Here is a 23,920-nt window from a genome sequence, read left to right on the forward strand (position 1 = left end):
AAGGACCCGACCGAGGGCCGCTCTCGACCGAGCGGCGGCCGCCCGAGGACCCGATTGATGACCGCGCCCACGCCTCACGGCGAGCGACCCACCGTCCGCAAGCTCCTCCCCCTTCCCGCGCTCACCGCCGTCGTGTCCGTCGCCGCGGTCGCGGGAGCGGTCTCGGCGGCACCCGCCTCGGTACGCACCCCGCTCGCCTGGGGGGCGGGCGCGGCGGCCGTCGTCCTGGTGGTCGCCGTGTTCCTGGCCGTACGCGCGACGCAGAGCGCGCGGATCGCCCGGCGCCGGCTGCACACGGCGACCCAGGACGTCGAGCGCCTGGCCCAGGAGCGCTACCGGGTGGTGGAGGAGGCGCAGCGGGAACGGCAGCACCTCGTCGACGAACTCGCCCGCCAGCGTGCCGAGTTCGCGCAGTCCTTCGCACACGAGCGGGCCCGGCTCGAAGACGCCGCCGCCCGGGAGGCGGACCGCCTCCGGCAGGAGAACGCGCGGCTGAGCGGCGAGCTGGAACGCGCCGGCCGGGCCCGGGACGCGGCGATCTCCGCGACCTCCAACGCGGCCGGCCGCATGCAGGCACTGACCACCGCCATGCTCGCCGACCTGCGGGCCATGGAGGAGCGCCACTCGGACGAGGAGGTCCTCGCCGACCTGCTCCACCTGGATCACCGTACGGCGCAGGCCGGCCGTCTCGCCGACTCGGTCGCCGTGCTCACCGGTGCCCGTTCGGGGCGCCGCTGGGCGCGGCCCATCGCGATGGAGTCGATCCTGCGCGGCGCGCTGGGCCGCATCAGCGCCTACCGCCGGGTGCGGGTCCACGCGACGAGCGAGACCGCGGTCGCGGGGCACGCCGCCGAGGGCGTGATGCACGCGCTCGCCGAACTCCTCGACAACGCCGCCAACTTCTCCCCGCCGACGTCCGAGGTGCACGTCTACGTCGAGGAGGTGCCCGCCGGGGTCATCCTGTCCGTGGAGGACAGCGGCCTGGTGATGGGCGAGATCCAGCTGCGCCGTGCCGAGCAGGCCGTCTCGGGCGACGTCTCGGAGCTGGGCGGCCTCACCGGCACCCGGCTCGGGCTCGCCGTCGTGGGCCGCCTGGCCCGCAAGTACGGCCTCAAGGTGTCCTTCCGGCCGTCCGCGCGGGGCGGCACGGGCGTGCTGATGCTCGTCCCCCAGGAGATTCTCACCAGCCCCGTCGCCTCCTCCGCGCGCCCCGCGGGTCCCCCGGCGCAGGACACCCGGGACGGCGCTCGGGACACCGTCCAGGACGGCCCGCGGGCGCTGCCCGCCGGAACCCGGGCCGCCGCGCCCGCCGCCGATTCCGGCGGCCCCGCGCCCGTGCACGAGAGCGTGCCCGACGGCACGGACGGCGAGACGGCCGAGCGGCCCGTCGCGGGGCTGCCCAAGCGGCGCAGGGGCCGCACCCTGGCCGAGGCCGAGCGGGCCCGTTCGGCCTCCCGCGCCCCCGCCCCGCGGCCCGCGCCCGCCGGCGACGACGCCAAGGCCCGCGTCGCCCGCTTCAGCAGCTTCCGGCAGGCCGTGCGCCCGAACACCGGCGCGGCGTCCGCCGCCACGCCGCCCGACCCGACCACCGGGCCGTCGTCCGCCCAGGGCGACGCCGCCGCCCCGGCCGCACCGGCCGACTCCCCGTCCCACCCCACCGCGCACCCGGAAGGCGACCTCACTTCATGACCGGCCAGACCACCGCCGACGACCAGCTCACCTGGCTCCTGGAGGGCCTGTTGGAGCGGACCCCGGGCGCGCGGCACGCGCTCGTGCTGTCCCGCGACGGGCTGAAGCTGTGCCGCACTCCCGAGCTGACGGTCGACCAGGCCGACCAGCTCGCGGCGATCGCCGCCGGCATCCAGTCGCTCTCCCACGGCGCGTCCGCCGAGTTCGGGGACGGCAGCGGGGGCGTGCGCTCGGCGATGACCGAGTTCTACGGCGGTGTGCTGTTCATCGTGGAGGCCGGTGAGGGCGCTCATCTCGCGGTCGTCACCACCGAGGACGCCGACGCCGGACTCGTCGGGCACAACATGAGCGAGCTGGTGGAGCAGCTCGGCGAGTACCTGACCGCCCAGCCCCGCACGTCATGAGCAGGCCCGGCAGGGACGACGCCCCGGACCGCCTGTACACCATCACCGGCGGGCGCACCAGCTCCGGCCCCGACAACCCCTTCGACCTGGTCACGCTGGTCGTGGCGGAGTCGCAGCCGGCGCCGGGGATGCAGTCGGAGCACGCCGCGATCCTGCGGCTGGCCGAGTCCCCCACGGCCGTGGTGGAGATCGCCGCCGAACTGCGGCTGCCCGTGAGCATCACCAAGGTGCTGCTGTGCGACCTGCTGGCCGCGGGCCGCGTCAGTGCCCGCCACCCGCGCAAGGCCGCCGTCTACGACCCCGACATCCTGGAGCAGGTGCTCGTTGGACTCCGCAACCTCTGACGCCCGCACCCCGTTGGGTGCCTCCGCCGACAACGGTCTGAAGATCGTGGTCGTGGGCGGTTTCGGCGTCGGCAAGACCACCCTGGTCCGCTCGGTCAGCGAGATACGTCCCCTCAACACCGAGGAGACCATGACGCAGGCGGGCGAGGCGATCGACGACGTCAGCGGTGTGCGCGGCAAGACCGCCACGACCGTCGCCTTCGACTTCGGCCGCATCACCCTGGACGCGCACAACGTGCTGTACCTGTTCGGCGCGCCCGGTCAGGAGCGGTTCTGGTTCCTGTGGGACCGCCTGTTCTCCGGGACGCTGGGGGCGGTGGTGCTCGTCGACACCCGCCGGATCGGGGACTCCTGGTACGCCATCGACCGGCTGGAGCACCACGGCACGCCGTTCATCGTGGCCTGCAACGACTTCGGCGGGCCCGCCCACCCGCACGCCGAGATCCGCGAGGCGCTCGACCTGGACCCGCGGGTGCCGCTGGTGGACTGCGACGCCCGCTCCCGGGAGTCCAGCAAGCAGGTGCTGATCACCCTCGTGCAGCACCTCAAGGACCACTACGCCGGACAGGCCGCCGGGCCGGCGGCCCTGCCCCGACAGGAGTTCGTGTGACGACCCCCGACGCCGTCCCGCTCAGCGGCCCCCGGTTCCAGACCGAACCCGCCGTCCTGTACCGGGAGATGCGGCGCGACCACGGCGCGGTGACACCGGTGCTGCTCGACGGGGACGTCCCGGCCTGGCTGGTGCTGGGCTACCGCGAACTGCACCAGGTGACCGGCGATCCGGTGCTGTTCAGCCGGGACTCCGGCCTGTGGAACCAGTGGGAGAACATCCCCGCCGACTGGCCGCTGCTGCCCATGATCGGCCGCAAGCAGCCCTCGATCCTCTACACGGTCGGTGAACGCCACCGCGAGCGCGCCGCGATGATCAGCAACGCGCTGGAGGCCGTCGAGCCGTCCGAACTGCGGCGCCACTGCGAGCGGTTCGCCGACGAGCTGATCGACGCGGTGTGCACCGAGGGCGCCGCCGACCTGATCGCCGACTACGCGATGCTGCTGCCCGTGCGGGTCCTGGCCCGCCTCTACGGGTTCTCCGACGAGGAGGGCCCGGCCCTGGTCACCGCGCTGAACGACATGATCGACGGGCGGGAGCGGGCGATCGCGGGCCAGACGCACCTGGCCCGTTCCATGGCCGCCCTGCTCGCCGAGCGTCGTCAGCGGCCCGCCGACGACGTGGCCTCGCGGATGCTCGCCGACACCGGCGGGTTCAGCGAGGAGGAGGTCGCGCAGGACCTGATGGTGATGATGGCGGCCGGTCACCAGCCGACCGCCGACTGGATCGGCAACTCGCTGCGTCTGATGCTGACCGACGAGCGGTTCGCCGCCTCCCTGTTCGGCGGGCGCAACAGCGTCGCCGAGGCGATGAACGAGGTGCTGTGGGAGGACACGCCCACGCAGAACGTGGCCGGGCGCTGGGCGACCCGCGACACCCAGCTCGGCGGGCGCCGGGTCCGCGCCGGCGACCTGCTGCTGCTCGGCCTGCAGGGCGCCAACTCCGATCCCCAGGTGCGCACCCACGGTTCGGAGCTCACCGGCGGCAACAACGCCCACTTCTCCTTCGGCCACGGCGAGCACCGCTGCCCGTTCCCCGCGCAGGAGGTCGCCGAGGTGATCGCGCGGACGGGCATCGAGGTGGTGCTGGACCGGCTGCCGGACATCGACCTGACGGTGCCCGCCGCATCCCTCACCCGTCGTCCCTCGCCCTGGCTGCGGGGGCTGACCGAGCTGCCCGTGCGGTTCACTCCGACCCCTGCCCTGGGAGGCACGTCACGATGACGACCGGCACCGAAGAAACGACAGGCACCGACAGCACGCGCATCGTCCTCGACCCCTTCGTCACCGACCTGGACGGGGAGAGCGCCCGGCTGCGCGCCGCGGGTCCGCTGGCCGCCGTCGAACTCCCCGGCGGTGTCCCGGTGTGGGCCGTCACCCGCCATGCCGAGGCCAGGGCCCTGCTCACCGACCCGCGTCTGGTGAAGGACATCGAGGTGTGGGGCGCCTGGCGGCGGGGGGAAATCCCCGCCGACTGGCCGCTGATCGGCCTGGCCAACCCGGGCCGTTCGATGCTCACCGTGGACGGCGCCGAGCACCGCCGGCTGCGCACCCTGGTGGCGCAGGCGCTCACCCCGCGCCGGGTGGAGCGGATGCGCGAGCGCATCGGGAAGCTCACGCAGGACCTGCTCGACGAACTGCCCGCGGACGGCGGGACGGTCGACCTGAAGGCTGCCTTCGCCTACCCGCTGCCGATGTACGTCGTCGCCGACCTGATGGGCATCGAGACGGCCCTGCTGCCCCGGCTGAAGGTGCTCTTCGAGAAGTTCTTCTCCACGCAGACCCCGCCCGAGGAGGTCGTCGCCACGCTGACCGAACTGGCGCGCCTGATGGGCGAGACGGTGGCCGCCAAGCGTGCGGCGCCGGGCGACGACCTCACCAGCGCCCTGGTCCTGGCGTCCGAGGACGGCGACCGCCTCACCGACGAGGAGATCGTCTCCACCCTCCAGCTGATGGTGGCGGCCGGTCACGAGACGACCATCTCGCTCATCGTCAACGCGGTGGTCAACCTCTCCACGCATCCCGCGCAGCGGGCGCTCGTGCTGTCCGGCCGGGCCGACTGGCCGGCGGTGATCGAGGAGACCCTGCGCTACTCGACGCCCACCTCGCACGTCCTGATCCGGTTCGCGACCGAGGACGTGCCGGTCGGCGACAAGGTGATCCCCGCCGGGGACGCGCTGATCGTCTCCTACGGCGCGATAGGCCGCGACGAGCGGGCGCACGGGCCGAGCGCCGGCGACTTCGACATCACCCGCGAGTCCGGGGCGCGCCACATCTCCTTCGGGCACGGCCCGCACGTCTGCCCGGGCGCGGCGCTCTCCCGCCTGGAGGCCGGTGTCGCGCTGCCCGCGCTGTACGCCCGTTTCCCGCGCCTGGAGCTGGCGGTGCCGGCGTCCGAGCTGCGCAACAAGCCGGTGGTGACCCAGAACGACCTGTTCGAGCTGCCGGTCCGGCTGGGCTCGTAGGGTGGGGGCGTCCCGCCGGTCCCGGCGGGACGTCCGTCACCGCACCACCCGGAGAAACACCCGATGACCCATGTCGCGGACCCCGAGCGCTACAACGGCACGATGCGCTACCGGCGCACCGGGCGCTCGGGGCTCGACCTGCCCGTCCTGTCCCTCGGCTACTGGCACAACTTCGGCGACGACCGGCCGTTCGAGACGCAGCGCGAGATCGCCCTGCGCGCCTTCGACCTCGGCATCACCCACCACGACCTGGCGAACAACTACGGGCTGCCCTACGGTTCGGCCGAGACCAACTTCGGCCGCCTGATGCGGCAGGACCTCGCGCCCTACCGGGACGAGCTGGTGGTCTCCACCAAGGCCGGCTGGGACATGTGGCCGGGCCCCTACGGGCAGGGCGGCGGCTCCCGCAAGTACCTGCTCGCCTCGCTGGACCAGTCGCTGAAGCGGACGGGCCTGGAGTACGTCGACATCTTCTACTCCCACCGGCTGGACGCGAGCACGCCGCTGGAGGAGACGATGGGCGCCCTGGACACCGCCGTCCGCCAGGGCAAGGCCCTGTACGTGGGCATCTCCTCCTACGACGCCGAGCGCACCCGGCAGGCCGCCGCGATCCTGCGCGAGCTGGGCACCCCGCTCCTCATCCACCAGCCGTCGTACAGCATGGTGAACCGCTGGATCGAGACGGAGGGCCTGCTGGACGCCGCCCGGGAGGAGGGCTTCGGGGTCATCGGCTTCACCGCCCTGGCCCAGGGGCTGCTGACCGGGCGCTACCTCGACGGCGTGCCCGAGGACTCGCGGGCCGCGCGGGGCACGTCCTTCGACGCGGCGTGGCTGTCGGAGGACATGCTGCGCCGGCTGCGCGCCCTGAACGGCCTCGCGGCGCGCCGCGGGCAGAGCCTCGCCCAGATGGCGCTCGCCTGGGCGCTGCGCGACGAGCGTGTCACCTCCCTGGTCATCGGCGCCTCGCGGGTCGACCAGCTGGAGCAGAACGTGGCCGCGCTGGAGAACATGGACTTCAGCGACGAGGAGCTGGCGGAGATCGACGAGTACGCCACCGACGGCGGCGTGGACCTGTGGCGCGAGGCCCGCACCGGCACGCTTTCCTGAAGCACGGCGAAGGCCCCCGTCCACGGGGACGGGGGCCTTCGCCCAAGAGCGTTGGGCAGGCCTTGCACCTGCATCTCCCCGCGGGAAGCGGGGTGTCTTTCCTTGGACCACCAACGCACGGCCGGGCACCGGGAGTCGCGCGTTCCGGCGGCCTGCTCGCCTCAACCGTAGCCGAGGTCCGCCCGCGCCGCCTCACGGGGCTCGCCCCGGTTCACCCGGACGCGCGGACGCCGCCGGCCGGCGCCCCGGGGCCGACCGCGGCCGGGGCCGCGCGCCGTCCAGGGCGAGGGCGACCAGCCGGCCCACGTACGCGGCGTCCAGCGGGGCGCCGCTGAGCAGCACACGGGTGAACAGCGGCCCGCTGACGGCCTCGACGAGCAGGCCCGGGTCGGTCCCGGCGGCCAGCTCTCCCCTCTCGACGCCGCGCCGGACCATGACGGCGGCGCGTTCCAGGCGTTCGCTCCAGTAGGGGCCGCGGCGGTCGTCGAGCGTGTCGTCGTGCTCGACGCTCAGCCGCAGCAGTGCCTGCCCCTGCGCGGTGGACAGCAGCCCGGCCAGTGCGGTGAAGAAGCCCTCCAGGTCCGCGCGCACCCCGCCGGTGTCGGGGACCGGCAGCGCGCTGTCCAGTTCGGTGGTGAGGGCGTCGAGGATCAGGTTCTCGCGGGTCTTCCAGCGCCGGTAGACCGATGTCTCGTGCACCCCTGCCGCGCGGGCGACGGCGGCGACGGTCGCGCCCGCCAGTCCGTGGCGCGACAGCAGGTCCACGGCGGCGGCGAGCACGGCCTGCCGCATGGGTTCGCCGCGGCGCCGCAGGGGCTCGGCGGCGGGTCCTTCCGGGGAGGCGTGCGAGGTCATGCCCCCATGCTACGCCCAACGCAAGTCGTCTTGCGTTGGACGTGACGGCGCCGTACGGTGCAAAGCAAGGCGGCCTGTGACAAGAGTGCCGGTCGCCCGTACCGAGGAGGTCACCGCCCATGGACCGGATGCTCGCCGCCCGCCTGCACGTGCCGAGCCGCACCCTGCGGGTCGAGGAGGTGCCCCGCCCCCAGCCCGGTCCGGGCGAGGTACTGGTGAAGGTGGAGGCGGCCGGGGTGTGCCTGTCCGACGTGCACCTGATCGACGGCACGCTCAGCCCGCTGCTCCTGCGGGGCGACACCGTGACCCTGGGCCACGAGGTGGCGGGCACGATCGCGGGGACGGGAGCGGGGGTGACCCGGTGGACGACCGGCGAGCGGGTCGTGCTCCACGCCGGGGAGACGCGCGACGGCGTCACCTACACCCGGGGGGTGGACTACGACGGCGGCTGGGCCGAGTACGCGCTGTCCTCGGCCGACGCGCTGACGCCGCTGCCCGGCACCATCCCCTTCGAGCAGGGCGCGATCATCCCCGACGCCGTGTCCACGCCGTGGGGGGCGATCACCGCCACCGGTGCGGTGCGCCCGGCCGAAGCGGTCGGCGTGTGGGGCGTGGGCGGACTCGGGGTGCACGCGGTGCAGTTGCTGCGCGCCGTGGGCGCGTACCCGGTCGTCGCGGTCGACCCCAGCCCCGTCGCCAGGGAGCGGGCCCTGGCCGCCGGGGCCGACCTCGCGCTGGACGCGGCCGACCCCGAACTGCGCGCCCGGATCCGTACGGCCACCGGCGGGGCGGGCGTCGCGGCGGCCTTCGACTTCGCCGGTGTGCCCGCCGTGCGCGAGCAGGCCCTGTCCGTACTGGCTCCCCAGGGACGGCTCGTCCTGGTCGGCCTGACCGACAAGCCGCTCACCGTCGGCGACGGCACCCGCTTCAGCTACCTGCAGCAGCGGATCCTCGGCCACTACGGGTCCGACATGCCGGTGGCCCTTCCGCAGCTGCTGCGCCTGGTCCAGGGCGGCCGGCTGGACTTCTCCGCGTCCGTCAGCGGCGTGCTCCCGCTGGCCGAGGCCGCGCGCGCGGTCGAGATGCTGGAGAAGAAGGAGGGCGACCCGGTGCGTCTCATCCTGCGCCCCTGACGGTCCGTCCGGCGGGCCCGCCCGGCCTGCCGAGCGCGGGCGGCAGTACCGGCGTCAGGTCGTGGGCGGCGGCCGGGACGCCGGGCGCGGCTCCCTGGGGAGCGGGCGCGGCCCCCGCGTCACCCGCCCCGGCGGCGCTCCCCCCGCTCGCCTGGGACGGCAGGACCGGCCCGAGCAGCAGGCCGCCTCCCAGTGCCAGTACGGCCACCACCTGCCGCCCGCCGATACGCCCGACATGACCGGACAAACGCCACCTCCTGCTGTCGGCCGGGCCGTTGCGCCCGGCACAGGGAGGCTGGCAGACGCGGTGATCGCCGCGCCGGCGTGTCCCGCCCGGCTCCCACGGAAGAGGGACACCCCGGCACGAAGGTGACGGACCGGCGGACCGGCGCCGCGCCGGCCGGGCCGCCTCCGGCCGCAGCGGGCCGTCCCGGCGCACCCGGCCGCACCGCACCCGCCCCCAGGGCGTCCGCACCACCGCGTGCGGCCGCTCCGCGTGTCCGAGAGCCGAGGGTCACTGCCCCGCGCCGAACCCCCGCTTGGTGCAGGCGCACTCGGTGTAGATGTACCCGGACCGCAGCTCGGCCGTGTCCGAGCCGGGGGACGAGGCACTGCTGCCCCGCGGCTTGTGCAGGAAGTACGTCGTCCCGGGCGGCAGGGAGACGGTGCGCTGCGGGTAGTCCTTGCCGCTGTCGCTGCACGGGTGGAACCCGCCGAGGGGCAGGGTGGCACCGAAGCTGTACGCGGAGCAGCTGCCACAGCCCTGACGGCCGGCTCGGCCTCGGCGGCCGGCTCGGAGCCTGAGAAGGCGGTGAGCAGTTCACCGAAATGCCGGGTCCAGCCGTCCTGGCCGCCCGTCAGCTCGTTGGAGCCGCAGGCGTACAGCGCGTCGGCCAGCCGCGCGTCCGGCCAGGTGGCGAGGGCGCCCAGGGTCTGCTTCGGCATGCGGCCGGGGACCGTCCGCAGGTACTTCAGAGGTTCGACGGCCTCGCAGTACCTGCGCTGCTCGTAGGACGCGCCGACCGTGCGGTAGTAGGCCGCCATCCGGTCCGGCAGGCGACGGGCCGCGCGCGAACCGGGGTGGTCGCGGCCGAGACCGGCGTAGACGCCCAGCGCCTCGCGGAAGCCGGGCTGCGCGGTGCCGAACGACTGGTCCGCGCGGGCCCGGACGAGGTCGTCGGCCCGCTGGAGGCGGTCCAGGAGCAGCTGCTCGGTGGCCTCGTCGCGTGCCCTGTCGTACAGCATTCCGGCCCCGGCCGGCACGGCCGGCAGCACCAGGCCCAGGACCGCCGCCAGGGGCGGACGGCCGGGCCGGGACAGCCGTGTGCGCAGGCCCGCGGCCGCGCCGTGCGCGGCCGCGATCCCGAGGAACACGGCGTAGCCGACGAGCACGGCGGACGGCACCCCGTCGGGGTCGGCCGGGAGCGCCACCGCGAGCAGGAACGCGGTCGCGGCCCAGCACACCACCGCCGGCATCCGGCGGCGCAGCAGCACGTAGCCCAGGCCGAGGCCGGTGAGGTTGAGCAGCGCCACGGCCAGCGCGCGCACGGCGGGCGGCTCGGCGGGCGGTGCGGCCGGTGGCCCCGGCGGCATCGGTGGTACCACGAACGCGGTGGTACCACGAACGCGTCGGCCGCGCCCGGAACGTCCCCGGACATGCCGGCTCCCCCCGTGCCTCTCGTCCCGCATGTCGGCGGAGTGAAGGTGTACGGCCGACTCACAGGCCGCTAATAGGGAGTTCGGCCGCCGGCGGCCCGGCCGGGAGGGCTCAGGACGGCCGGTCAGGGTGCCGCCACCAGCGGGGGTTCGCCCCAGTCCGCGGTCAGTCCCTGCCGCAGTGAGCGCACCACCGCGGCGCCGATGCGTTCGGCGAGCACCGACTCGACGACGTCGATGGTGGCCTGGGCCCGTTCGTGCACGCGCTGTCCCTCGGCCGTCCTGCGGATCAGCCGGCGGCGCGCGGACCACGGGTCGGGGACCTGTTCGAGCAGTCCCATGCCGATGAGTCCGTGCGCCGCCTGGTGCGCCGTCTGCCGGGTCACGCCCATGCGGCGGGCGAGTTCGGACACCGTGGTGCCCTCGGCGTCGAGCATCGCGAAGACGGACGCCTGGGCCGTCGTGACCGGCTGCTCCCCCGCGGCCTCCAGGCTCGCCAGGAGCGCGTCCTCGAACCAGCGTCTGGCCTCGGAGAACAGCTGGGGCAGGTTGGCACCGCGATGACTCATGGGTTCAGCGTACGCACCGCGCGGCGAAGTCGAGCGTGGTGGTGAAGCACCGCTCCACCCCGGCGTCGTCGAGGCCCGCCCACAGGTGATCGGCGCCCGGCACCGGCCGGAAGTCCACCGGTACGCCCGCCTGGCGCAGGGCGGCCGTGAGCCGTTCGCCCTGGGCCCGGGGCACGATGGTGTCGTCGGTGCCGTGCAGCACGAGGAACGGCGGTGCGCCCGGGGTGACATGGGCGACGGGGCCGGCGTCCCGGGCCCGCGCGGGTGCGGCGGCGGGCGCCGCGCCGATCAGCAGGGCCTCGAAGGTGGTGGGGTCGGACGGTCCGCCGTGGCCCTGTGCCCGGTCCTCGAAGATGCGGGTGAGGTCGGAGGGCGCGTACCAGACGGCGCAGCCGCGGACGGTAGCGGTGTTTCGGGGCGCGGTGAGGGCGGCCAGTGCGGCGAGGTGGCCGCCGGCGGACTCGCCCCACAGCACCGTGCGGCCGGTGTCCACGCCGAGTTCGGCGGCCCGGCCGTGCAGCCAGCCGAGGAGGGCGTGCAGGTCGTCCCGTTGTGCGGGGTGGACGGCCTCGCCGCTGAGCCGGTAGTCGGGGCAGACCACGGCGAACCCGGCCTGGACGAGCCGGGCGAACGGGCCGGGCGACCAGTGCCGGAACCGGGGCCCGAGGTCGTCGCGCAGACCCGTGCGCCAGGCGCCGCCGTGCACGAAGACGACGACGGGTACGGGATCGGCGGCCGCTTCGGGCAGCCACAGGTCCGCCTCCAGCGGGCGGCTGCCGTCGGGCACGCCGTAGACGGCGCCGCGCAGCAGCCGTACCCCCGGGTTGGGGCGGGCGGCCACGGGCAGCGGCAGGCGGGCCGGGTCCGGCGGTGCGAGCAGTTCCGGCGGGAAGGCGGCCCGGCCGGCGGAGGGCGGCCGGGACGGCGGGCCGGCGGGCGCGACCGGGCGGGCCGGGCCGGGGGACGGGGGCGTGGCGGGGTGTCCGGGACGGGGCATGGGGCGTGGTGCTCCTGGGTCAGCGGGCCAGGCGCGGCAGCAGGGTCCGCGCGTTGGACGTGGTCAGGCTCCGCCAGGTGGTGCCGTCCACGGGGCCGGGCTCGGTGTCGAAGGACGCGGCGTGGGCCTCGGCGGCGGCGGCCGGGGTCCAGCAGTAGTCGCTGCCGTAGAGCAGCCGGCCGGGGTCGGCGAGGGCCAGCAGGGACCGCGCCTGCCGGGGGAAGGCGGGGCCCGCCAGGTCGTAGTAGAGGCGGCGCAGTTGCGCGACGGCGTCCGGCGGTGCTTCGTCCCCGGCCGTGAACAGCCGCATGAACCCGTTGATGCGGTCGGCCAGGACGGGCAGCGCGCCGCCGCAGTGCGGGACGACGACCCGGAGATCGGGATGGCGTTCCAGGGTGCCCGCGAAGAGCAGGTCGGTGACGGTGCGGGCGGTGTCGAAGACGAACTCCACCATGGGGCGGGGGCGGCCGAGCGCGGACCGTTCCCAGCAGACCGGCGAGGTGGGGTGGAGGAAGACCACGGCCCGGCGCCGGCCCAGTTCCGCGAAGACCGGCTCCAGGCGCGGATCGCCGAGGTAGACGCCGTGGGTGTTGGTCTCCAGGACCACTCCGTCCGCGTCCAGTACGTCGAAGGCGTACGCGATCTCGGCGAGGGCGCCGTCGGTGTCGGGCAGCGGCAGGGAGGCGAACAGGCCGAAGCGGCCCGGGTGGTCGCGGACGATCCCGGCTCCGTCCTCGTTGACCTCGCGGGCCAGTGCGCGGGAGGCCGCAGGGTCGCCGAAGAAGACGCCCGGCGAGGAGACGGACAGCACGGCGGTGTCGATGCCGGCGCGGTCCATCAGCTCCAGGTGGGCGGCGGCCGACCAGTGGGGCCAGGCGGGCATCCCGTCGGGCCGTTCGTGACCGGCCGCCCGTGCCCGGCGGATGTAGGAGTCGGTGACGAAATGGGCGTGGACGTCGACGAGCCCGGGACGGCCGGCGGCGGCCCCCGGCGGGCTCAGGGGCGGGGTGCCGGGATGCTCGGCGGGTGTGCCGGGGCGGCCCGTGGGCGTGCGGGGGTGTTCGGCGGGTGTGCCGGGGCGGTCAGAGTGCAAGGAGGTCACTCCTCATCGGATGCGGTCCTCGTGTTCCTCGGGGACGGTTCTCATGGGGTGCCGTTCCGGTGCGGCCGGAGGACGGTGGGCGCTGGAGACCGGAGGCGGCGTGGCGCGCCGGTCGCGCAGCCGGGTGCGGGCCGCGGAGGTGGCCCGCTCGCCCAGGACGATGCCGGACAGTCCGGTCAGGCCGAGCAGGGGCGGTGCGGGCGAGGTGACACCCAGCGCCCAGTAGAGGGCGCCCATCAGCAGTCCCGCACCGAAGGAGAGCGCGGCGGCGCGCGGGAAGGCGCGGGCCCGGCCACCCGGCCGCCCGGGCTCCGACGCCGGTGCGGGTGAGCCGGCCGATGCCGGCGGGCGCGGTGGTGCCGGTGACTCGGCGGATCCGGGCGGGCGGGACGGTGCCGGCGGCCGGTCCGGGGTGTTCACAGGGCCGCCAGGAGGGCCTGCCCCACCAGCATGCCGAGCAGTCCGCACAGGGCGGCCGGGGGCGGCGCCGGCGACTTCACCCGGACCGCCGTGTACGCCGCCCCGACCAGGACCCCGGCCAGCAGGGCCTCGACGTAGGGCACGGCGGTCAGCTCCCGGTGCGCCACTCGTGGTCGGGCAGGAAGGTCACGTCGTACTGCTGGGGCACGGTGGCGAACTTCTCCGGCGCGGGGACGAACGGCCGGGCGGGGAGCGTGAGCCCGTCGGTCGGCGTGCCCAGGTTCTCGAAGAATCGCTCGAAGGTCCCGCCCGGCCCGGCGGCGACGCCGACGATCTGGGTGTGGTGCCGCTCCATGCGGTAGGCGTGCGGGCAGTTCTTGGGGACGAAACCGAAGTCGCCGGAGGTGAGCAGCCTCTCCTGCTGTTCGCCCTCCAGGTCCTCGACGAACAGCCGGACCGCCCCCTGGGTGACGAAGAAGACCTCGTAGGTGCCGGGGTGCGAGTGGGCCGGGATGATGTCTCCCTTCGGCCCCTCGCAGGTGAAGAAGTTGAACGTGTTCTCCGTCTGCTCGCCGCCCGCGTACACCGTGACCAGATCCCCGAACAGCTGGGCCCGGTCGCCCATGCCCTTCTCGATGACATACGGCTTGCCCGGCTCGGGCGGGATGAGGGAGCGGGTCCGGTACTTCGTGGCGTACTCGATGGTCATGCGGCACCTGCCTTCCGGACGGGCCGGCCGCCCTCGGCCAGCAATGTCAGGTTACCTGACATTGCTGCCCGCGCCACCCCACGCGCCGGCTCTCTTCAGGACCTCCCTCTCATGAGCCGGACGCATGATTTCCAGAATCTTCAGGCATTGGACGCATGTGTCCCCCGTGATCGACCCTGGGGGGACGAGACATCCCCACAGCGCACAAGGAGTCGATCGGTCCATGAAGGCGTCGCGCCGCGTCCCGCTCACCCCGCTGCCCGTCGCGGCGGCGGCGCGAGGAGCCGTCGCGCTCGCCCTGCCGCTGCTCGTCGGAGTGACCACCGGGCACGTGGTGCCCGCGGTGCTCGCGGGCATCGGTGCGCTGTGGGGAGTGAGCCAGGACGGCGCGGACCCCTACCGGCTGCGGGTCCGGCGGCTGGCCTGCACGGGCGCTGCCGCCGCCCTCGGCCTGCTCGCCGGTGAACTCGCGCTGCGCAGCGGCCGGCCGGGCGCCGTCACCGTCTGCCTGGCCGCCGTGGCCCTGCTCGCGGGCTCCGTCAGCCTCCGCGGGCCGCTCGCCTCCGTGGCCGGGCTGCACCTCCTGCTCGGTGCGACCGTGGGCGGCGGCATCCCGGTGCCCGGCCCCTGGTGGCAGGCCCCGCTCGCCCTGCTCGCCGGGGTCGGCCTCGTGGTCGTCCTGTCCACGGCACCCTGGCTGTGGCGGCGGCACGCCATCGAGCGGGCGACCGTCCGCGCCGTGTACGGGGCCGCCGCCGAGGCACTGGCGGCGGCGGGCTCCCCCGGGGCCGAAGCCGCGCGCAGGCGGCTGACCTCGGCCCTCGACGACGCCCACCGCGTGATGGGCCGCCACCTGACCGGCCGCGTCCGTCCCGGTACGGAGCTGAGCGCGCTGCGCACCGCCTTCGACACGGCGGTGCGGCTCGGCGAGGTGGCCTCGGCCCTGGTCTGGGAGGGGCGTGCGCTGCCGCTCTGGGCCGTACGGGTGCCGCCGGCGACGGCCGCCCGGCTGCTGCCGCCGACCGGGAGGACGGCGCCCCGCGAACCGGACTCGGTCCCCGCACCCGCCCCGCACACCGCCGCGGTCCCGGTCACCGTCCAGGCGTGCGGGCCGGACGGCGGGCCGCACTCGCCGGGACTGCGGGCGCTCGCCGGCCTGTGCGCGCAGACCGTGCCGCCTGCCCGTGCGGAGGGGACGGCGGCACGGCTCCCGGCGCAGCCCTGGCACGGCCGGGCGGCCCAGGTGCGCTACGCCGTGCTGCTCACCGGCTGCGTGCTCGTCGCCCAGCTGTGCGCGGGTCTGCTGCACGGTCCGCGCGGGTACTGGCTGCCGATGACGGTGGCCTTCGTGTACAAGCCCGACTTCGGACCCGTGCTGCGCCGGGCGCTGCACCGCTGCGCGGGAACGGTCGCCGGGGTGGCCGCCATCGGCGCGGTCACGCTGCTGACGACCGGCACCTACGCCCTCATCGGCGCCGTGGCCGCCTTCGGCGCGCTCATGGCCGTCGGAGTACGCCACCACTACGCGCTCGCCACGACCGCTCTGACCGCCGTGGTCTTCGTCCTGGTCGACCTGCTCGGCGACCACCGGGCGCTGTACTCGGCCCGCATCCTCGACACCGCCCTGGCCGCGGCCGTCGTCCTCGTCGCGCACTTCGCGCTGTGGCCGGACTCCGCGCGGGGCCGTGCCCTCGCCCGGACCGAGGCCGCCCTGGCCGCCGCCCGCCGGTACGCCGATCTGGCCCCCGGCGCCGCGCCCGCCCAGCGGCACGCCCTGCGCCGCGGCGCCTACCACGGACTCGCCGAGGCCCGGCGGGCGCTCGCCCACGCCCGGCTCGAGCCGGGACGGCCCGGCCGCGGGCCGGCCGCCCCGGCCGGCCTTCCCGGTCTGGAGGACGCCGTGACCGAGGCGGAACGGCTCTGCGACGCCGTCAGCGCGCGCAGCCTCGGCTCGGCGACGGCCGCCTCCACGCTGCGTGCTCCTCGCTGCACGGCGGCGGGTGCGATGGGAGGATGAGCACAATGGATCTCCAGGTGCTGCGCGCGTTCCAGGCGGTGGCCGAGGGCCTCACGGTGACGGAGGCCGCCGCCGACGCCCGTGTCACCCAGCCCGCCCTGTCGCGGGCACTGCACCGGCTGGAGGACGAGGTGGGCGCGGAACTGCTCCAGCGGGTCGGCCGGGTACTGCGGCCGACCCCGGCCGGGCGCGTGTTCAAGGAGTACGTCGACACCGCCCTGGACGCCTGCGACCGCGGACGGCGGGCGGTGGCCGAGGCCGTCGACCCGGAGGCGGGCGTGGTGTCGCTGGCCTTCCTGCACACGCTGGGCACCTGGCTGGTGCCCCGGCTCGTCACCGGGTTCCGCGAGGCGCTCCCGCAGGTCCGTTTCGAACTGCACCAGCACGAGGAGAACGGCCTGGTGCAGCACCTCCTGGCCGGCACCGCGGACCTGGTGATCACCAGCGGGGACCCGGAACACCCGCTGATCGCCTGGCGGCGGCTGCTGGTCGAGCCGCTCTGGCTCGCCGTACCCACCGGGCACCGCCTCGCCCGGCGCGGCCGGGTCCGGCTGGCCGAGGTCGCCGGGGAGCCCTTCATCCTGCTCAAACCGGGCTATGGACTGCGCAGCGTCACCGAGTCCCTGTGCCGTCAGGCGGGTTTCGCCCCGCGGGTCGGCTTCGAGGGCGAGGAGGTGCACACCCTGCGCGGGCTGGTCGCGGCCGGCCTCGGCGTGTCCCTGATCCCGTCGTCGCCGGACGCGGCGGCGACACCGGACTTCCCCATCCGGTACCTGGAGATCACCGATGTGCACGGCGCCCGTGACATCGGCATCGCCCGGCTCACCGGCCGCACCCTGCCGCCGGTGTCGCGGCGCTTCCTCGACCACGCGCTGCGGTCGACGGCCGTCGCGGCCGGCACGGAAGAGTGAGGGCGCCCCGTGGCCCGGCGCCGGTCGCGGCACCCGGCCGGCCGTCCCGCCCGGGCGGCCGCCGTCCGCACCCCGGCGCGTGCCGCAGCCTCCGTCCGCACCCCGGCCCGTGCCGCGGACATGCCCTTGCCCGGAGCAATGGGCCGGACGGGGCGCGGCCGCCCGGCACGCTGGTGGTCCGGTCGAGCCCGTCGGGAGTTCCTGTGAACAGGCCGCCTGAGTCATGGCGCGAGGACCGCCGCCCCCGGGCGGCCCACACGCTCGCGCGCGCCTCCGTGTGCGGGTCCCGTCCTCGCGCGGGCTGCCGCACGGCGGCCGGGCCGTGCGGGAGCGGACGGTGAGACGGCTTCTCCGCGGCGGCCACGGCGTCTCCCGCGCGGCCCGCGCGGGGGCCGAGCAGCCCCGCCTGCCCGCGCCGCCGCCCTGGCTGCGCTGGCTGCCGGCCGGGTACCTCGCGGTCGTCCTGGCCATCGAACCGGTCACCCCGGTGGACTGGCCGGTGAGTTTCCTGCTCATCGCGCTGCCGCTCGTCGCGGCCTACGCCTACGGGCCCTGGGCGGTGGCCGTCGTCACCGTCTTCGCCATCGTGTTCGAAGGCGTGCTGGCGGGCACCCCCTGCTGCGCCGGCCGGTTCGTGGGCTACCTGTGGGACCGCCATTACGTCGCCAACTACGTCTGTACGTCCCTGGTCGGTGTGCTGGGGGCGATCCTCGCGGTGCACCGCACCCGCCGTGAACGCACGCTGGCCACGGTGCGCACGGTGGCGGAGACCGCGCAGCGGGTGTTATTGCGCCCGGTCCCCCGCCGGCTCGGCCAGGTCGCCGTGGAGACCCTCTACCTGTCCGCGGCGGCGGAGGCACGCATCGGCGGCGACCTGTACGAGGTGGTGCCGACGGCGTTCGGGGTCAGGCTGCTGGTGGGCGACGTCCGCGGCAAGGGGCTGGTGGCCGTCGAGACGGCGGCGACCATGCTGGGCGCCTTCCGTGAGGCCGCCCACGACGAGCCGGACCTGACCGGCGTCGCCCGCCGCATGGAGCGGAGCATGAGCCGCCACGCCGCGCAGTTGCCCGGCGGTGAGGCGGCGGAACGCTTCGTCACCGCGGTGTTCGCGGAGATCCCCGACCACGAGCCGGTCATCCGCATCGTCAACTGCGGTCATCCGCCCCCGCTGATCATCAAGGAGGGCGGGGTGGCCGAACTGCACGCGACCGACCCGTCCCCGCCCATCAACCTGGGGGTGCTGACCGGCGACGGCTACCACCAGGACGTGGAGCCGTTCGGACCCGGCGACCAGTTGCTGCTCTACACCGACGGCGTCACCGAGACCCGCGGTCCCGGCGGGGCCTTCTACCCGCTCGCCGAGCGGGTCGGCCCCTGGGTGGGCCTCGCGCCCCGGGAACTCCTCGACCGCCTGCACGAGGACCTGCTCGCCTACAGCGGAGGAAACCTCGACGACGACATCGCCGCGCTCGCCGCGTACCGCCTGCCCGGCGACTCCCGTTCCTGACCCGCCCGGCCCGCGGGACGCCTGTCCGGCGCCCGCCCCTCCTGAGCTGCGGCCCATGCGGCCCGGCCGGACCCGAGCCGCGGGACGCCCGTCCTGAGCTGCCCGGTCCCGCCGCCTCCCCGCAGCCTGAGGCCGGTGGCCACCGGGCGGTCAGCCGGCGTCCGGTGCCGGGCGGTGGCCCGCCCGGTCCCGGCGCGCAAGCGCCCGCTGGGCCCGGGACAGTCCCGGCGGCAGCCGGCGGCGCAGGGCGGCGCGGGCCGCGTTGGCGCCCGGCGCGCCGTGGACGCCGCCGCCGGGATGGGCCCCGGCGGAGGCGAGGTAGAGACCTGCCACGGGTGTCTCGGGGCGCCCCGTACCGGGGACCGGGCGGAACACGAGCTGCTGGTGGAGGGCGGTGGTGCCGCCGTTGATGGAACCGGTGTCGAGGTTGCTGTCGAGCGCCTGGAGCGTGGGCGGGGCGAGGATCCGGCGGGCGCGGACCTTCGCGCGGAAGCCGGGCGCGAACCGTTCGACCTGCCGTTCCATCCGGTCGGCCATGATATCCTGCTCCCGGGTGTCCCAGGTGCCCGTCAGGCCCTCGTCCGCCGCGTCCCCGGTGATCTCCCGGGGGACGTGCGTGTACGCCCAGGCGGACTCGGTGCCGCGCGGTGAGCGGGTGGGATCCGCGGTCGTCATCTGGCCGAACAGCGCGAACGGCCGGTCGGGGACCTGGCGCATGGCGATCTGGGCGGCGAACCGGGTGAGTTCGTCGAGTCCGTCGGCCAGATGGACGGTGCCCGCCCCCGCGGCCTGCCCGGTCCGCCAGGGCACCGGCCCGTCCAGGGCCCAGTCCACCTTGAAGGTGGCGAAGTCCCACTGGAAGCGCCGCAGGTCGGCGAGGAGCTGCGCGGGCAGGTGCCGGGGATCGACGAGCCCGCCGTACAGGGCGGGCACGGACACGTCGGCGAGCACGGCGCGGTGGGCGGGCACGGTGGCACCGCCCGCGGTGCGTACGGCGACGGCGCGTGCGCCGCGCACCACGACGTGGTCGACCCGCTCGCCGCAGCGCAGGGTGCCGCCGTGCGCGCGCAGCCGCCGGGTCAGGGCCTGTGTCAGGGCGCCGGCCCCGCCGACCGGGACGGGGAAGCCGTTGCTCTGCCCGAGCATGGACATCAGCCAGCCGAACCCGCCGCTGCCGGCGGACTCCGGGGCGAGGTCCGCGTGCAGCGCGTTGCCGGCCAGGAGCAGCCGGCCGCCCTCGCCGCGGAACTCCTCCTCCCCCATCCGGCGTACCGGCAGCAGCATGGTGCGGGCCAGTCGCAGTCCGCCCGCGCCGCGCAGCCGGGCGGCCAGCCGGGCCCCTGCCCTGACCGGCGGGAACGGCGCGAACAGGGCGTCCATCAGGTCGGGTCCCAGCCGCCGCCAGATCTCGTGCAGGCCCCGCCAGGCGTCCCCGTCGCCGTCGGCGAACGCGTCGAGGGAGGCCGCGGTGGTGTCGATGCTCCGGTCCAGGACGGCGCACCGGCCGTCCGTGAGGGGGTGGGCCAGTACGTGCGGGGCGTGGCTCCAGCGCAGGCCGTGGTCCTGGAGCCGGAGCCGGGCCAGCACGGGCGAGGCGGCGGCCAGCGGGTAGAAGGAGCTGAAGAGGTCGTTGACGAAGTCGGGATCGACGCCCCGGTCGTGCCGTACGGCCCCGCCGGGCTCGGGCTGCTCCTCCAGGACCTCCACGCTCCAGCCCGCGTCGGCCAGCAGGTTCGCGGCCACCAGGCCGTTGGGGCCGGCCCCGATCACCACGGCGTCAGGCATGGCCGCCTCCCGGCACCGGCCCGGACGGACCGGCGGCGTGCCGCGCGTCCGGCCGCCGCGCCTCGTGCGCGCCGTCGGCCTCGCACACCTTGGCCAGGCGGGCGAGCATGGCGCGGTGACGGATCTGGATCAACGACTCGACGCCCACGTTGTGCACCAGACCGCCCGCGCCCTGGAGGGGGTGTTCGTCCACGATCACCAGACAGTGCTCGCCCCAGGGGCGCAGTTCGATGGCGATGCGCGCGGTGCCCAGGAAGCCCGCGTGGGCCTCGAGTTCGAGGAGCGCGCCCTCTTCGCAGTTGCGCACGATGGTCTGGTTGGTCAGGCGCAGCGGTCCGAGGCGGACCTGGTACTCCAGGGCGGAGCCGAGCTGCGGCCACCGTCCGCGCACCGGCTGCGAGCGCTCGGTGCCCACGACCCACTCGGCGTAGCGGGTGCCGTCGGCGAGGAGGGCCCACACGGTCCGGGGACTGGTCCTGATCAGACGGTGACGTACGGCCACGCGTGCCTCCGGGATCGGCTGTGCTGCGGTCGGCCGACCGAGTGCCCCCTGCGGCCCGGGCCAACCGGGTGCCTCTCGCGGCGCGGGCCGGCCGGGGCGCGTCCCGCGGCCCGGGCCGGGCCGGAGCCCTGGCCGTGTGCGCCCGGGGCCGGCCCGCTACGGCTGCTCGCGCCCGTCGCGCTCACGCGCGGGTGCTGCGTCCCCGCGGGGTCCGGACGGGGGGCAGGGGGCGCCGGGCGCGGGGGGCAGTGCGAGGTGGGTGAGGTCGCCGGGCGGCGGGGTCGTCACGGGCCACAGCGGCGCGGGGGTGCCGTCGGCCACGGCCGCCGGGGCGTCGGTGAGGTTCATGCGCTCGCGCAGCCGGCCGTAGAAGTCCATGGGGCCCAGGCGTACGGCCCGCAGCCGGTGCGGCGCGGCGTAGACGCCGATCCAGTCCCCCGGGTCGAGCACCCCCCGCAGCTGCCCGTCGATGCTGACGGCGGCCTGGCCGGACCGCTCCAGTACGCGCAGCGCGACGGGTTCGTCCGGCGCGGCCACGACCGAGCGGTCGAACACCATGTGCGGGGCGACCGGGGTGAAGACGAGGGCGTCCGCGCGCGGTGAGACGACGGGACCGCCGGCGGCGAAGCTGTAGGCGGTCGACCCGGTCGGGGTGGCGACGAGCAGGGCGTCGGCGGAGTACGACGCCAGGAGCCGGCCGGCGATGTAGACGCCGACGGACACCTGCCGGTCCCGGGCGAGTTTCTCCACGACGATGTCGTTGAGCGCGGTGACGTTCAGGGCGATGCCCCAGTCGTCGCCGGCCTCGCAGTCGGTGCGCACCCGGGGCGGCGGGAGCAGCGGGCGGCGGCCGTAGCGCATCAGCTCCTCGATGCCCGCGGGCACCTCCAGGCGGCGGGAGGCGCGCAGGGTGAGCAGCATGCGGTTCTCGACGGTCAGCCGGCCGTCGACCACGGCGTCCAGCGCGGAGCGCACGAACGCGGCGGGCACCTCGGTGAGGAAGCCGACCCGGCCGAGGTCGACGCCCAGGACCAGGGCGTCGTGTTCGGCGGCGAGCCGTGCGCCGCGCAGGAAGGTGCCGTCGCCGCCCAGGGTGACGATGAGGTCGGGGTCGCCCGCGGCCTCCACCTCCTCGCCGGCGCTGCGCCGGCCGCCGTCGTGCCACACGTCGATGTCGGTGCAGCGTACGGCGCGCTCCTCGCACCAGGCGTGCACGGTCCGCTGGGCGGCGACGGCCTCGGGCCGTCCGCCGTGCACGACCAGGCCGATGCGGTGCACTGTCACAGCTCGGGCGGGTTCCCCCGGAGCGGCCGGCCAGCGCCGGACCCGGGTAAAGGAATCTTATGGTCCAGTCCAAAGAATCGTCTGGTCCAGACCAATCCATTGACGTGCTCGCAACAGCGTCAGGAAGCTGGGGCCGCTTCCCCACCACCTCCCCTCCCCTGGAGGCACGCAGTGAGACGTCTTCGCGCATGTCTGGGCGCGACCGCCGCCGTCGGGCTCGCCGCCCTCGGCACCACCGCCCTCGTCGCGGGCAACGCCTCGGGCGCACCGAGCGCGCAGGACGCGCTGAGCAACCGCTGGTACGCCGCGGCCCCGTACCTCATGCCGCTGGACAACGATCCGCCGGCCGCGGGCGCCATCATGGACGCCACCGGCCTGAAGGCGTTCCAGCTCGCCTTCGTCCTCGCCCCCGACGGCGGCGGCTGCTCCCCCACCTGGGACGGCAAGGCCCCGGTCTCCTCGGACACCGCCGTCAAGTCGGTGATCGACTCCATCCGCGCCAAGGGCGGCGACGTCTCCGTCTCCATCGGCGGCTACGGCGGCACCAAGCTCGGGCAGGCCTGCTCGGACCCGGCGGCCACGGCCGCGGCGTACCAGCAGGTCGTCACCAAGTACGGGCTGCACGCCATCGACTTCGACCTGGAGGAGCCGGAGTACGAGAACACGGCCGCCATCAGGAACGAGATCGGCGCGGCGAAGATCCTCCAGCAGAACAACCCGGGACTGTACGTCTCCGTCACCACCGCCGGGACGGCGGACGGCACCGGCTGGTTCGGCAAGCAGATGCTGCTGGAGGCCAAGTCCCAGGGGTTCACCCCGAACAACTTCTCCATCATGCCCTTCGACGGCGGCTTCAACGGCGCGGCCTCGCAGACCGCCGCCCTGACCAAGTTCAACCAGGTGCTCCAGTCCACGTTCGGCTGGAACGAGGCGACCGCCTACGCCCACGAGGGCTTCTCCGGCATGAACGGCCGCAGCGACACGGGCGAGATGTTCCCGCAGAGCGACTTCCAGACCGTGCTGGACTTCGCCACCGCGCACAACATGGACCGCTTCACCTTCTGGTCGCTCAACCGCGACCGGCAGTGCTCGCCGCCCGACAACGGCGGCCGGACGTCCGGCACCTGTTCCAGCGTGCCGCAGAACTCCTGGGACTTCGCCAAGTACTCGGTGAAGTTCGCCGGGGCCACCCCGCCCACCACGCCTCCCACCACACCGCCGCCCACCACGCCGCCGCCGGGCACCGGCTGCCGGACGGCCTGGGACGCGGGCACCGCGTACACCGGAGGCAGCGAGGTCTCCTACGGCCGGCACAACTGGAAGGCCAAGTGGTGGACGCAGAACGAGACGCCCGGGGCCTCCCAGTGGGGACCGTGGCAGGACGAGGGCGCCTGCTGACGCCCTGAAAGCGGCCACGGCCGGCCGCGGCACGGGTCTTCTCCCGCCGCGGCCGGCCGCCGCCGTGCGTATCAGGGCCGTTTGGCGACCGTCAGCAGCGCCGCCGCGTCCTCGATGGCCTCCAGACTGTGCCGTGCCCCGGGCACGATGAGCAGGTCCCCGGCCATGCCGTCCCAGGAGGCGTCGCCGCTGCGCAGCCGGACCCGCCCGCGCAGCACCAGCACGGTCGCCTCGCCGGGGTTCTCGTGCTCGGTCAGGGCGGTTCCGGCGCGCAGGGTGATGAGGGTCTGGCGCAGCACGTGCTCGTGGCCGCCGTAGACGGTCTCCGCGCTGCGGCCGTTGGAGGAGGCCTCCGCCCGTTCCAGGTGCTCACGGGCGCGGGCGTCGAGGGAGATCTTCTGCATGGCTCGCTCCTCAGCGGGACGGTGGATGCGGACAAGGCGGACGGGGCCGCCGC

Annotated in this window: 24 protein-coding genes; 12 read left to right on the forward strand and 12 right to left on the reverse strand. The window is 75.2% G+C overall.

Translation table 11 applies throughout. The features are described from left to right. Window positions 1-57 precede the first annotated feature (57 nt). The 7 genes from IG64_RS12760 to mgrA all read left to right on the forward strand — a co-directional run bounded on the left by IG64_RS12760 (window position 58) and on the right by mgrA (window position 6,618). Window positions 58-1,689, forward strand: coding sequence for a sensor histidine kinase (locus IG64_RS12760; RefSeq protein ID WP_037855133.1), 1,632 nt, complete (start codon window positions 58-60; stop codon window positions 1,687-1,689). After that, a complete protein-coding gene (locus tag IG64_RS12765; protein ID WP_037855134.1) occupies window positions 1,686-2,093 on the forward strand; it encodes a roadblock/LC7 domain-containing protein in 408 nt (135 codons plus the stop codon). Before IG64_RS12760 ends, IG64_RS12765 begins: the two co-directional genes overlap by 4 nt. Beyond that, window positions 2,090-2,437, forward strand: a complete 348-nt coding sequence (locus IG64_RS12770; RefSeq protein WP_037855135.1) for a DUF742 domain-containing protein — start codon at window positions 2,090-2,092, stop codon at window positions 2,435-2,437. The genes IG64_RS12765 and IG64_RS12770 overlap by 4 nt, the downstream gene beginning before the upstream one ends. Further along, window positions 2,418-3,047, forward strand: coding sequence for a GTP-binding protein (locus IG64_RS12775; protein ID WP_234438489.1), 630 nt, complete (start codon window positions 2,418-2,420; stop codon window positions 3,045-3,047). Before IG64_RS12770 ends, IG64_RS12775 begins: the two co-directional genes overlap by 20 nt. Then, window positions 3,044-4,270, forward strand: a complete 1,227-nt coding sequence (locus IG64_RS12780; protein WP_037855138.1) for a cytochrome P450 — start codon at window positions 3,044-3,046, stop codon at window positions 4,268-4,270. The genes IG64_RS12775 and IG64_RS12780 overlap by 4 nt, the downstream gene beginning before the upstream one ends. Then, window positions 4,267-5,511: a cytochrome P450 family protein gene (locus IG64_RS12785; RefSeq protein WP_037855139.1), complete on the forward strand. Its 1,245-nt coding sequence runs from the start codon at window positions 4,267-4,269 to the stop codon at window positions 5,509-5,511. Before IG64_RS12780 ends, IG64_RS12785 begins: the two co-directional genes overlap by 4 nt. Before the next feature lie 63 nt (window positions 5,512-5,574). Next, the gene (mgrA, locus tag IG64_RS12790) at window positions 5,575-6,618 is read left to right on the forward strand and encodes an L-glyceraldehyde 3-phosphate reductase (RefSeq protein WP_037855140.1); all 1,044 of its coding nucleotides are present in this window, start codon (window positions 5,575-5,577) and stop codon (window positions 6,616-6,618) included. A gap of 192 nt (window positions 6,619-6,810) precedes the next feature. Here the strand turns inward: mgrA and IG64_RS12795 are convergent, their stop codons facing one another. After that, window positions 6,811-7,410, reverse strand: a complete 600-nt coding sequence (locus IG64_RS12795) for a TetR-like C-terminal domain-containing protein (RefSeq protein ID WP_051812781.1) — start codon at window positions 7,408-7,410, stop codon at window positions 6,811-6,813. A gap of 182 nt (window positions 7,411-7,592) precedes the next feature. Between IG64_RS12795 and IG64_RS12800 the strand changes: the two genes are divergently transcribed. Then, a complete protein-coding gene (locus IG64_RS12800; protein WP_037855142.1) occupies window positions 7,593-8,606 on the forward strand; it encodes a zinc-binding dehydrogenase in 1,014 nt (337 codons plus the stop codon). Here IG64_RS12800 and IG64_RS12805 read toward each other — a convergent pair. From IG64_RS12805 to IG64_RS12835, 7 genes are all read right to left on the reverse strand, one after another. After that, window positions 8,590-8,853: a hypothetical protein gene (locus IG64_RS12805; protein ID WP_037855144.1), complete on the reverse strand. Its 264-nt coding sequence runs from the start codon at window positions 8,851-8,853 to the stop codon at window positions 8,590-8,592. The two genes, IG64_RS12800 and IG64_RS12805, sit on opposite strands and share 17 nt — an antisense overlap. Before the next feature lie 1,534 nt (window positions 8,854-10,387). Continuing rightward, window positions 10,388-10,831 carry a MarR family winged helix-turn-helix transcriptional regulator gene (locus tag IG64_RS12815; protein ID WP_037855147.1) on the reverse strand — a complete coding sequence of 148 codons (444 nt, stop codon included), beginning with the start codon at window positions 10,829-10,831 and terminating at the stop codon, window positions 10,388-10,390. 4 nt (window positions 10,832-10,835) lie between these two features. After that, a complete protein-coding gene (locus IG64_RS12820) occupies window positions 10,836-11,828 on the reverse strand; it encodes an alpha/beta hydrolase (protein WP_078883951.1) in 993 nt (330 codons plus the stop codon). A 19-nt stretch (window positions 11,829-11,847) separates the two neighbouring features. Beyond that, window positions 11,848-12,828 (reverse strand): amidohydrolase family protein, encoded by a 981-nt coding sequence (locus IG64_RS12825; protein ID WP_037855202.1) that lies wholly within the window; start codon window positions 12,826-12,828, stop codon window positions 11,848-11,850. A 105-nt stretch (window positions 12,829-12,933) separates the two neighbouring features. Further along, the gene (locus IG64_RS42835; RefSeq protein WP_324609574.1) at window positions 12,934-13,398 is read right to left on the reverse strand and encodes a XapX domain-containing protein; all 465 of its coding nucleotides are present in this window, start codon (window positions 13,396-13,398) and stop codon (window positions 12,934-12,936) included. Then, the gene (locus IG64_RS38700) at window positions 13,347-13,493 is read right to left on the reverse strand and encodes a DUF1427 family protein (RefSeq protein ID WP_078883959.1); all 147 of its coding nucleotides are present in this window, start codon (window positions 13,491-13,493) and stop codon (window positions 13,347-13,349) included. Before IG64_RS38700 ends, IG64_RS42835 begins: the two co-directional genes overlap by 52 nt. A gap of 5 nt (window positions 13,494-13,498) precedes the next feature. After that, window positions 13,499-14,059, reverse strand: a complete 561-nt coding sequence (locus IG64_RS12835) for a quercetin 2,3-dioxygenase (RefSeq protein WP_037855150.1) — start codon at window positions 14,057-14,059, stop codon at window positions 13,499-13,501. 223 nt (window positions 14,060-14,282) lie between these two features. On the opposite strand from IG64_RS12835, the gene IG64_RS12840 reads away from it, so the two are divergent. The 3 genes from IG64_RS12840 to IG64_RS12850 all read left to right on the forward strand — a co-directional run bounded on the left by IG64_RS12840 (window position 14,283) and on the right by IG64_RS12850 (window position 18,494). After that, window positions 14,283-16,076, forward strand: coding sequence for an FUSC family protein (locus IG64_RS12840; RefSeq protein ID WP_037855152.1), 1,794 nt, complete (start codon window positions 14,283-14,285; stop codon window positions 16,074-16,076). Next, the gene (locus IG64_RS12845; protein ID WP_234438490.1) at window positions 16,073-16,987 is read left to right on the forward strand and encodes a LysR family transcriptional regulator; all 915 of its coding nucleotides are present in this window, start codon (window positions 16,073-16,075) and stop codon (window positions 16,985-16,987) included. Before IG64_RS12840 ends, IG64_RS12845 begins: the two co-directional genes overlap by 4 nt. Before the next feature lie 337 nt (window positions 16,988-17,324). Beyond that, window positions 17,325-18,494: a PP2C family protein-serine/threonine phosphatase gene (locus tag IG64_RS12850; protein ID WP_234438491.1), complete on the forward strand. Its 1,170-nt coding sequence runs from the start codon at window positions 17,325-17,327 to the stop codon at window positions 18,492-18,494. Between the two features lie 150 nt (window positions 18,495-18,644). Here IG64_RS12850 and IG64_RS12855 read toward each other — a convergent pair whose 3' ends face one another. The 3 genes from IG64_RS12855 to IG64_RS12865 all read right to left on the reverse strand — a co-directional run bounded on the left by IG64_RS12855 (window position 18,645) and on the right by IG64_RS12865 (window position 22,065). Next, a complete protein-coding gene (locus tag IG64_RS12855) occupies window positions 18,645-20,279 on the reverse strand; it encodes a phytoene desaturase family protein (protein WP_037855155.1) in 1,635 nt (544 codons plus the stop codon). Beyond that, the gene (locus IG64_RS12860) at window positions 20,272-20,781 is read right to left on the reverse strand and encodes an SRPBCC family protein (RefSeq protein WP_037855157.1); all 510 of its coding nucleotides are present in this window, start codon (window positions 20,779-20,781) and stop codon (window positions 20,272-20,274) included. The genes IG64_RS12855 and IG64_RS12860 overlap by 8 nt, the downstream gene beginning before the upstream one ends. A gap of 156 nt (window positions 20,782-20,937) precedes the next feature. Continuing rightward, window positions 20,938-22,065, reverse strand: coding sequence for an NAD(+)/NADH kinase (locus IG64_RS12865; protein ID WP_234438492.1), 1,128 nt, complete (start codon window positions 22,063-22,065; stop codon window positions 20,938-20,940). A gap of 171 nt (window positions 22,066-22,236) precedes the next feature. Between IG64_RS12865 and IG64_RS12870 the strand changes: the two genes are divergently transcribed. Beyond that, window positions 22,237-23,463 carry a carbohydrate-binding protein gene (locus IG64_RS12870; RefSeq protein ID WP_037855159.1) on the forward strand — a complete coding sequence of 409 codons (1,227 nt, stop codon included), beginning with the start codon at window positions 22,237-22,239 and terminating at the stop codon, window positions 23,461-23,463. 71 nt (window positions 23,464-23,534) lie between these two features. On the opposite strand, the gene IG64_RS12875 is transcribed toward IG64_RS12870, so the two are convergent. Beyond that, the gene (locus tag IG64_RS12875; protein WP_037855160.1) at window positions 23,535-23,867 is read right to left on the reverse strand and encodes a cupin domain-containing protein; all 333 of its coding nucleotides are present in this window, start codon (window positions 23,865-23,867) and stop codon (window positions 23,535-23,537) included. Window positions 23,868-23,920: the final 53 nt, after the last annotated feature.

Origin of the sequence: Streptomyces sp. NRRL S-340 (assembly GCF_000720185.1) — a bacterium.
GTDB lineage: Bacteria > Actinomycetota > Actinomycetes > Streptomycetales > Streptomycetaceae > Streptomyces.

What these genes read in the sequence shown, in the direction of transcription:
- IG64_RS12815 (WP_037855147.1), bottom strand. Translation starts at nt 10,831, where the DNA reads ATGAGTCATCGCGGTGCCAACCTGCCCCAGCTGTTCTCCGAGGCCAGA.
- IG64_RS12820 (WP_078883951.1), bottom strand. Translation starts at nt 11,828, where the DNA reads ATGCCCCGTCCCGGACACCCCGCCACGCCCCCGTCCCCCGGCCCGGCC.
- IG64_RS12855 (WP_037855155.1), bottom strand. Translation starts at nt 20,279, where the DNA reads ATGCCTGACGCCGTGGTGATCGGGGCCGGCCCCAACGGCCTGGTGGCC.
- IG64_RS12770 (WP_037855135.1), top strand. Translation starts at nt 2,090, where the DNA reads ATGAGCAGGCCCGGCAGGGACGACGCCCCGGACCGCCTGTACACCATC.
- IG64_RS12760 (WP_037855133.1), top strand. Translation starts at nt 58, where the DNA reads ATGACCGCGCCCACGCCTCACGGCGAGCGACCCACCGTCCGCAAGCTC.
- IG64_RS12840 (WP_037855152.1), top strand. Translation starts at nt 14,283, where the DNA reads ATGAAGGCGTCGCGCCGCGTCCCGCTCACCCCGCTGCCCGTCGCGGCG.
- IG64_RS12795 (WP_051812781.1), bottom strand. Translation starts at nt 7,410, where the DNA reads ATGCGGCAGGCCGTGCTCGCCGCCGCCGTGGACCTGCTGTCGCGCCAC.
- IG64_RS12785 (WP_037855139.1), top strand. Translation starts at nt 4,267, where the DNA reads ATGACGACCGGCACCGAAGAAACGACAGGCACCGACAGCACGCGCATC.
- mgrA (WP_037855140.1), top strand. Translation starts at nt 5,575, where the DNA reads ATGACCCATGTCGCGGACCCCGAGCGCTACAACGGCACGATGCGCTAC.
- IG64_RS12875 (WP_037855160.1), bottom strand. Translation starts at nt 23,867, where the DNA reads ATGCAGAAGATCTCCCTCGACGCCCGCGCCCGTGAGCACCTGGAACGG.
- IG64_RS12800 (WP_037855142.1), top strand. Translation starts at nt 7,593, where the DNA reads ATGGACCGGATGCTCGCCGCCCGCCTGCACGTGCCGAGCCGCACCCTG.
- IG64_RS12835 (WP_037855150.1), bottom strand. Translation starts at nt 14,059, where the DNA reads ATGACCATCGAGTACGCCACGAAGTACCGGACCCGCTCCCTCATCCCG.
- IG64_RS12845 (WP_234438490.1), top strand. Translation starts at nt 16,073, where the DNA reads ATGAGCACAATGGATCTCCAGGTGCTGCGCGCGTTCCAGGCGGTGGCC.
- IG64_RS12765 (WP_037855134.1), top strand. Translation starts at nt 1,686, where the DNA reads ATGACCGGCCAGACCACCGCCGACGACCAGCTCACCTGGCTCCTGGAG.